The sequence below is a fragment of the Pseudoalteromonas sp. SR44-5 genome, from assembly GCF_014163675.1.
Classification (GTDB): Bacteria; Pseudomonadota; Gammaproteobacteria; order Enterobacterales; family Alteromonadaceae; genus Pseudoalteromonas; species Pseudoalteromonas rhizosphaerae.
In genome coordinates this window covers 1-388 of sequence record NZ_JACJDT010000199.1, presented here as the reverse complement: position 1 = coordinate 388, position 388 = coordinate 1, and the positions used below count along the sequence as shown (strand labels likewise).

Annotated in this window: 1 pseudogene; it reads left to right on the top strand. The window is 37.4% G+C overall.

Features of this window, described 5'->3' with window-relative positions:
• Positions 1-215: pseudogene (locus H5154_RS23215) on the top strand (DUF2931 domain-containing protein); the annotation flags it as partial.
• Positions 216-388 lie beyond the last annotated feature (173 nt).

Below are 388 nucleotides of genomic sequence, written 5' to 3'. Positions count from 1 at the left end.
AAAATGGTTATAAATTAGCTAAAAATTTACCTGCTTATGCATGGATAAGCACAGGAGAAGTAGAAGAAAATATCAGGCCTTATTTAATTGTTGGCATGGGGGATAGTGGCGAGATAAAAGTATGGCTATCAAATGCACGATCTGACAGAAATAGAACAGGCCGTGTATTACACGAGCTTGGCTCTGGGCAAGCACAGTGGCGTGAGAATAAATGACCAGTTTTAAACGCCTTTTTACAACCAGCCAGAACAAGATGAAAAGAGTGAGCAATGGCAATCACAATTAATAAATGGATATAGATTATGGACAAGCTCATAAAATCACTCATCACACTTGCTTTAACATTATTTGTAATAGGTTGCTCGTCAACAGGAACAATTGATTACAT